General features: G+C 60.9%; 11 protein-coding genes. 1 reads left to right on the forward strand and 10 read right to left on the reverse strand.

Annotation, left to right across the window (positions count from 1 at the left end):
- Positions 1–230: 230 nt before the first annotated feature.
- From yidD to rpmH, 3 genes are read right to left on the reverse strand one after another with little or no spacing between them, the layout of a single operon-like run.
- A complete protein-coding gene (gene yidD / locus P792_RS36570) occupies positions 231–464 on the reverse strand; it encodes a membrane protein insertion efficiency factor YidD (RefSeq protein ID WP_309680745.1) in 234 nt (77 codons plus the stop codon).
- The gene (gene rnpA, locus P792_RS27400; protein WP_023978517.1) at positions 461–802 is read right to left on the reverse strand and encodes a ribonuclease P protein component; all 342 of its coding nucleotides are present in this window, start codon (positions 800–802) and stop codon (positions 461–463) included. The genes yidD and rnpA overlap by 4 nt, the downstream gene beginning before the upstream one ends.
- A 7-nt stretch (positions 803–809) precedes the next feature.
- Positions 810–944 carry a 50S ribosomal protein L34 gene (rpmH, locus tag P792_RS27405; protein ID WP_023978518.1) on the reverse strand — a complete coding sequence of 45 codons (135 nt, stop codon included), beginning with the start codon at positions 942–944 and terminating at the stop codon, positions 810–812.
- 148 nt (positions 945–1,092) lie between these two features.
- Between rpmH and P792_RS27410 the strand changes: the two genes are divergently transcribed.
- Positions 1,093–1,305 carry a hypothetical protein gene (locus tag P792_RS27410; protein ID WP_023978519.1) on the forward strand — a complete coding sequence of 71 codons (213 nt, stop codon included), beginning with the start codon at positions 1,093–1,095 and terminating at the stop codon, positions 1,303–1,305.
- Between the two features lie 74 nt (positions 1,306–1,379).
- Here P792_RS27410 and gloA read toward each other — a convergent pair whose 3' ends face one another.
- The 7 genes from gloA to P792_RS38690 all read right to left on the reverse strand — a co-directional run.
- A complete protein-coding gene (gene gloA / locus P792_RS27415; protein WP_023978520.1) occupies positions 1,380–1,775 on the reverse strand; it encodes a lactoylglutathione lyase in 396 nt (131 codons plus the stop codon).
- Positions 1,776–1,829: 54 nt separating this feature from the next.
- Positions 1,830–2,672 carry an LpxI family protein gene (locus P792_RS27420; RefSeq protein ID WP_023978521.1) on the reverse strand — a complete coding sequence of 281 codons (843 nt, stop codon included), beginning with the start codon at positions 2,670–2,672 and terminating at the stop codon, positions 1,830–1,832.
- On the reverse strand, positions 2,669–3,520 hold the full coding sequence (gene lpxA / locus P792_RS27425) for an acyl-ACP--UDP-N-acetylglucosamine O-acyltransferase (protein WP_031240653.1): 852 nt from the start codon (positions 3,518–3,520) through the stop codon (positions 2,669–2,671). The genes P792_RS27420 and lpxA overlap by 4 nt, the downstream gene beginning before the upstream one ends.
- Positions 3,521–3,541: 21 nt before the next feature.
- Entirely contained in the window at positions 3,542–3,961 is a 420-nt protein-coding gene (gene fabZ, locus P792_RS27430; RefSeq protein WP_031240655.1) for a 3-hydroxyacyl-ACP dehydratase FabZ, read from the reverse strand.
- 247 nt (positions 3,962–4,208) lie between these two features.
- Positions 4,209–5,270, reverse strand: a complete 1,062-nt coding sequence (lpxD, locus tag P792_RS27435; RefSeq protein WP_023978524.1) for a UDP-3-O-(3-hydroxymyristoyl)glucosamine N-acyltransferase — start codon at positions 5,268–5,270, stop codon at positions 4,209–4,211.
- Positions 5,271–5,276: 6 nt separating this feature from the next.
- On the reverse strand, positions 5,277–6,188 hold the full coding sequence (locus P792_RS27440; protein ID WP_023978525.1) for an OmpH family outer membrane protein: 912 nt from the start codon (positions 6,186–6,188) through the stop codon (positions 5,277–5,279).
- 71 nt (positions 6,189–6,259) lie between these two features.
- Positions 6,260–7,008: BamA/TamA family outer membrane protein (locus P792_RS38690; RefSeq protein ID WP_035439687.1), on the reverse strand; the 749-nt coding region annotated here is incomplete at its 5' end.

Genomic DNA, 7,008 nt, shown 5'->3' on the forward strand with positions numbered 1-7,008 from the left:
ATAATCGAAGCCGACCACGATCGCGAGCGAGAGACTGGTTGCCACCAGGATGCGCTTGATATCCATCAGCCGAGTGCCGGTCTTTCCATGAAAGTAAACAATTCTGAGCGCCCGGCGGCAGGATGCCACGGTCGCAGCCGTTGAAGTGACCGAAATCGGGTCACAAAACAATAGGGCGAAGGCGAATTAGGCGTTTTACGGCCCCTTGCCACCATCCAAAGCCGCCCCGTTCAGGGCACAGGGTCATACCCGCCGCAACAATAGGGATGACAGCGCAGTAGCCGCTTCACGGTCAACCATATCCCGCGCACCAGACCGTGTCGGCGCAACGCCTCCTGAGCATAGGCACTGCAGGAGGGGTGAAACCGGCAATTCGTACCAAGTTGGGGACTGATATAGCGGCGATAGACATGCAGACCGCCGAGCAGGCACGAAAGCAGAAGCTTTCTGCCCAAGCCGATCACAGGGCCTGCCCCTTTTTCAGGGCGTGTTCGAGATCGGCGATAAGCTTGCCGAAGGGCCGGCCACGTGTCGAATCGCGTCCGATGAGCACCAGATCCACAGCGCTCAACGCATGGTCCTGCGCTACATGCGCCAACGCTGCCCGAAGGCGGCGGCGGGTGCGGTTACGTACAACGGCGTTCCCGACTTTTTTGGTAACCGTGTAACCGACGCGGGCCGGCCTCTCGTCTTCGGTCTTCAGAACCTGAAGCACGAGCCCCGATGTGGCGACCTTGCGCCCGCGGCTCGCAACCCGAAGAAATTCGGGTCTTTTCCGAAGTTTTTGAGGCAGACCCGCCAAGTTGGAATCAGGCCGAGAGCTTCTTGCGGCCCTTGGCGCGACGGTTGTTGATGACGCGACGGCCACCGACGGTTTCCATACGTGCACGGAAGCCGTGGCGACGCTTGCGAACGAGCTTGGACGGTTGATATGTACGCTTCATGGCGTCATTCCTCAAGGCAATGAATGATGGTGAGGCCCCTGGCTCCACCCCCGACAAGAAGACGACACAAGGCTGACGCCATCTTCCTCTGTGCGCGGGCTTTTACGGGCCTGAAACTGCGCTGTCAATCAAATCAAGGAGTCTGACCATGACACTGCGCGATGAAACGCCACCAACCGATGCCGAAGCGAGACTGAAAACGCTTCGTCATGATCTGCGCAACGATCTGGCGACTGCCCTTCTCGCTGCCGACCTGTTGACGTCGCATGGTGACGAGACAGTCAAACGGCACGCCACCAGCATCGTCAAAGCGCTGGAAAAGGCGACCGAACGCCTCAAGCGCTCGCGCGTGGCGAACTAGGGTCACCAGACGCCCCGCCCCATGTCCGAGCGAGGCGCAAGGCGGGTAAGTCATGCACCCGCCCGATCTTTCCCTCAGAACGTGTCCTTCTGGATGATCTCGATCTTGTAGCCATCGGGATCTTCAACGAAGGCGATGATTGTTGTGCCGAACTTGACTGGCCCAGCTTCGCGCGTGACCTTGCCGCCATTGCTTCGGACCGTCTCGACTGTACGGGCCGCATCAGGCACGCCGATCGCAAAATGCCCGAAGCCCGTCCCGAGCTCGTAAGGACCTTCCTGATCCCAGTTATAGGTAAGCTCGACTTCCGCCTCACCATGGGCGTTGTCGTTGAACCCCATATAAACCAGCGTGTAGCGACCATCGGGCACTTCGCGACGACGGATCTCACGCATCCCCAGAATTTTGTAGAAAGCAACGCTCTTATCGAGATCCTGAACGCGTATCATCGTGTGCAGATAGCTTGCCATTGTGGCTCTCCCGGGCAGTTGGGTCCGGAATGCGCTGCACACCGGACAGGATGATCAGTCAGCGCCCAGCAGTTCGGCCGGGCTCAGACCATAGAGAAACAGACCTGAGCGGTCGGCGGTTGCCTCACAAGCGACCGGATCTGTCAGAAGGGTGCCTCCCGTCTCGAACGCGATGCCACGCAACCCGGCAGAGGCGGCGTTCTGGATGGTTCGAGGGCCGATCGTTGGCATGTCGGCCCGTTTTTCCTGGCCGGGTTTCAGCATCTTCACCAGCACGCCACCGGGGCCAGGCTGGCGCAGCCCCCCTGCCCGCGCAATCATGGCATCCGTCCCTTCGATAGCTTCAACAGCCAGAACGAGGCTATCCTGCACGATGCACCCCTGCCCGATATCCAGCGCACCCAGCCCACGCACGACAGCAACACCGCGCCTGATATCGCTCAGTGCAAGATCATCCGGTGCGTATTGCCCCATGGCGCCGGGGCGACCCAGCGAGCGGGTCAGAAATTCATGGGCGCCTCGGACGCGAAAGCCCTCTTCACCGAAAATCCGCACGAGCGCGCCGAGCAATCCGTCATCACCGGAGAAGAGCGCGCGCCCGACCCGGGCGAGCAGACGCGCGCCTTCGGCGTCGGGACGCAGATCACGCAGGGCCGGTCGCTTTACCGGGCCGATAAGCACGATATCGCGGCAACCGGCAGCACGAAGTGTGGAGAGAATTTCGCCCGCCGCAGCGAGACGGATGATACGATGTGGCCAGGCACGGATCAGGTCGGGATCAACGAAATCCTGAAACCCGATGATAAAAACCTCGCCCCCTTGGGCGCGCACTGAATCGGCCACCTGGAAAGGGAGCGGACCGCCCCCTGCCAGAATACCGACCGATGTGGTAGTCACACGCCCTCCGTCTCGGCGGAGATCTGCGCAGGGCTGGCTGCGCGGACAAGACCACGCCGGCTCTGGACTTCCATGAAAGCGATGATCTCCTGCACGCGAGGGCTGTCAGGAAAGTCACGCTTTACAGCCGCAAGGCGGGCTTCGAGCACCTGCTCATTGCGGCCAGTGCGCGGATAAAGAATGCGGAAAGCGCGACGCATCTGCTGGATTTCTTCGGCGCTGACGCCCTGGCGGCGCAGCCAGATCCAGTGCAATCCTACGAGACGCGCCCGGTTACCGAGCACACTGCCATAGGGAATGACGTCAGCTTCGACACCGCACACGCCACCAACCAGCGCACCGCGACCGATACGCACGAACTGGTGCAGCGCAGCAGCCCCCATGACACGGGCACCATCACCGATCTCGACATGACCGCCCATGACCACATTGTTCACGATAATCACGCCATCACCGATCATGCAGTCATGCGCGACATGGGCATTCGCCATGATCAGGCAGCGCGAGCCGACCTGGGTAAGCGCTGTGCCTTGTGCGGTCCCGCGATGGATCGTCACGTTTTCACGAATGACGGTATGGGCACCAATCACGCAGCGTGTCGGCTCGCCCTTGTATTTGAGGTCCTGCGGCGCGAGACCGATCGTGGCGAATGGGAAGACTTCGACCTGCGCACCGATCTCGGTCAACCCGTCGATGATGACATTGGCATGGAGGCGGGCCCCCTCGCCGATCGAGACATCGGGGCCAACGGAACACCAGGGCCCGATGGTGACATTCTCACCCAGTATCGCCTCGGGTGCGACCAGGGCGCTGGGATGAATGCTGACAGTGCTGGGCCAATTTGACACGGAACGATCCACGAAGCTGTTTTAACCCATGATCATGGCGCTGAAGGTCGCCTCGGCAACCGATACACCATCGACGCGTGCAACGCCCTTGAAGCGCCAGACATTGGCGCGGGCGCGCTCTTTCACGACAGTGATGTGCAGCTGGTCACCGGGGCCGACCGGCCGGCGGAACTTGGCACCCTCGATTGTCATAAAATAGACGAGCTTGCCTTCGAAAGCCTCACCCAGTGTGAGCACGACCAGCGTTGCCGCTGTCTGGGCCATGGCCTCGACAATGAGCACGCCCGGCATGACGGGCTGCGCCGGGAAATGCCCAGTGAAGAAAGGCTCGTTGATCGTAACGTTCTTGATGCCGGTCGCCGACTCACCAAGCTTGATATCGACCATCTTGTCGATCATCAGGAAGGGATAGCGATGCGGGATAGCGGCCATGATACGCATGATATCGATAGCCTCGATATCCACCGTTGCGACCTCGGCTGCGCCGTTGTCAGCCGTGCCGGCCTGCGCCGTTACTTCCTTGTTTTTCTCTTCCGCAGAGGCGTCCAATGTTCTGCTCACTTCTCGTTCCTGAGCGGGTCGGCCCTGCCAACCACGCCCAATTGTCAGTTACATGACAACAGGTTTAACGTGTCCGCCTGCTTCTAGCAAAACTCTGTAGTCATGACCACTGCCCGACCAGTCGTGCTCAGGCGTCGGGCTTGCCGTCCTTCTTGGCCAGTCTGCGCAGAAAAGCGACATTGCGGAAGAATTCGCGGAAGGGCATGGCGGGGCTGCCAATGACATCCGCACCGGCCTCGACATCCGACATCACGCCACATTGAGCGCCGATACGGGCCTTTTCACCAATCTTGATATGCCCGATCAGACCAGCCTGAGCAGCGATCGTGACGAAATCACCCAGTTCGGTCGAACCGGAAATGCCAGCCTGCGATACCACGATACAGCAGCGACCGAGCTGAGCATTGTGGCCGATCTGGACAAGATTATCGATGCGCGTTCCCGCCCCGATTACCGTGTCGCGCATGGAACCACGGTCAATCGTTGAGTTCGCGCCAATCTCGACATCATGACCCAGAATGACACGCCCCAGCTGCGGGACGGTCTCGAACCCTGCCGGTCCGACAGCAAAGCCGAAGCCATCCTGTCCAATACGCGCACCCGGATAGAGGGTGACACGATCATCGAGAATGGCATGAGACAGTGAGACATGCGCGCCGATGCGGCACGAGGCACCAATTACGACACCCTGCGCCACATCGGCGTGAGGACCGATGACGGTCCCTGCCCCGATCTGCACATTCGCGCCGATCGTCGCAAATGGACCAATCTCGACGCCCTTTCCCAGCACGGCGCTTTCATCGACAAACGCTGTCGGGTGTACGCCGGGGCGCGATGGAGCCACCGGGTGGAAACGGGCAGCGATACGGGCCCAGGCGAGGTAAGGTGACTTGCTGACCAGCCCGACAACGCCCTCTGGAAGCTTGTCCTTGAACGCCGGAGCGAGAATGACGGCACCCGCCCTGGTTTCTGCCAGGAGCGGCAGATAGCGCCTGTTATCCAGAAAGCTCACTTCCTGCGCGGTGGCCGCCTGAAGAGGCGCCACACCACGCAACATGCGCTGACCCGCCTCACCCTGCCCCACGATCTCGGCATCCGCCCACTCGGCAAGCGACTGGATCGAGAACGGTCCCTGACGTCCGAAGAAGCGGGGATCGCCGGGGAGAGCGTCTGGCAGGGAAAGCGTCATGTCAGATCAGTGCTTTCTGAGGATGGAGGCAGGAGCGGCTTGCGGCGCAGGAGCCGCCGGTGCTGCGGCGGGACCGGGGCCAACCTGTGAGTTCGTATCTTCATCCGCAGTGGTCGGCATCTTGCCCGACTTTGCCAGCACTTCAGGATCGACATCCTCAGCAGGGATGAAGACGTGCGGCAGCACCTTGTTCAGGACCTTGGCTGTCTCTTCCGTGATGTCCTGACCATCGACATGCAGGGCGACCTGTTCGCTATGCAGAACGAGGTTCATGCTGTGGGATGCAGCAACCTGACGCACGATACGAACCAGCTCACGCTCGATCTGGTTCAGGGAAACATTGGCTGCTTCCTGAATGATCCGGGCGCGATTGGCAAAATCACGCTGCGCCTTGGCGCGACGCTCCTGCAAATGACGCTCACGCAGCTGGATCTGCTCTGAAGTCAGCGTGCGCGCGCTTTCCTGCAGCTTCTGCTGCTCGGCACGCCAGCCAGCCTGTTCCTTCTGGGCCGCAGCGGCGAGCTTGTCGCGGCGCTCGCCCAGAACACGCTGCGCCTCGGCAGCCGCGCTGGAGAGACGCATGACTGTCGGAATGCTGATCACACCGAGCAGGGCGGCCGGCGGCGGTGCAGCCTTGGGCAGATCGGGCGAGTCAGGAATAGGGGGCTGCGGCAGAACGGGCGGTGTTTCCGGCTGCTGCATCGGTTCATCAGCATCCTGCGCCACAGGCTGCGCGACAGGAACGCGACGAACCGGATGCGGCGCGGCAGGAGCCGGCTGCTGGGCTGTCTTGGGAACAAACCAGCCACCATTGCCGGAGGCGTTCTGGGCAGATTGTGCCTGGGCCAGGCTCGGCAGGCTGACGGAAGCGAGCAGTGCCGAAGCAGCCACGAAACGGGCTGCCGAGAAAATGGACATGGAAACCTCTGTTCAAGACCGGGTGGCTATCGCCTTCTTGGCGGGCGATAGCACAGAGCGGTAAGCGGAGATCAGAATTGCTGCCCGAAGCCGAAACGGATCGGGTAGAGACGGTCGTTGCGCGACTTGCGGATCGGCACGGCGGCGTCGATATTTACGAGGCCAAACGGGCTTTTCCAGGAAATACCAAGACCCGTGGTAACACGCGGTGTGAGCGTGTTACCCGTGACAGGCGTGTATTTGGCCTGCGTCGGGTTGGTGTAGAGATTCTTTACGCGCAGCCCTGCAAGGCTACCGGCATCGACGAAGTAACGTCCGGAAATCCCGACATCCTCACCCATGGGCAGCGGGAAGTTAAGCTGGGCAGACGCCGTGTAGATGAAGCGACCACCGATCAGATCTTCCTGACCCGGTAGCGGGTTATCGATACTTGTATGACCCGTACGCGGACCGGCACCACCCTGCAGGAAGCCGCGCAGGTTTTCACCACCAAGATAGAAGTTGTCGATGATGCTGACATTGCTGCTCTTGGACCAGTCGCCCATATAGCCGACGCCGCCCTTGAACTGCAGGCCCCAGTCATGGTTACCGGTCACGGAATCGAGCGGCACATAATACTGGCCATCGAACTTGGCGCGCAGATACTTCACGTCGCCGCCCACGCCGGCGAAATCGCCGCTCAGGTTCAGCACATAGCCTTTGCGCGGACGCATGCGGTTATCGCGACGGTCATAGGTGAGCGTGGTGCTCAGCTGCGAGAGCAGCGACCAGCCTGCCGAATCCTGCACATAATAGGACGGCACATACTGATAGCCGTAGG

Source organism: Asaia sp. SF2.1 (assembly GCF_000505765.1).
Taxonomy (GTDB): Bacteria; Pseudomonadota; Alphaproteobacteria; order Acetobacterales; family Acetobacteraceae; genus Asaia; species Asaia bogorensis.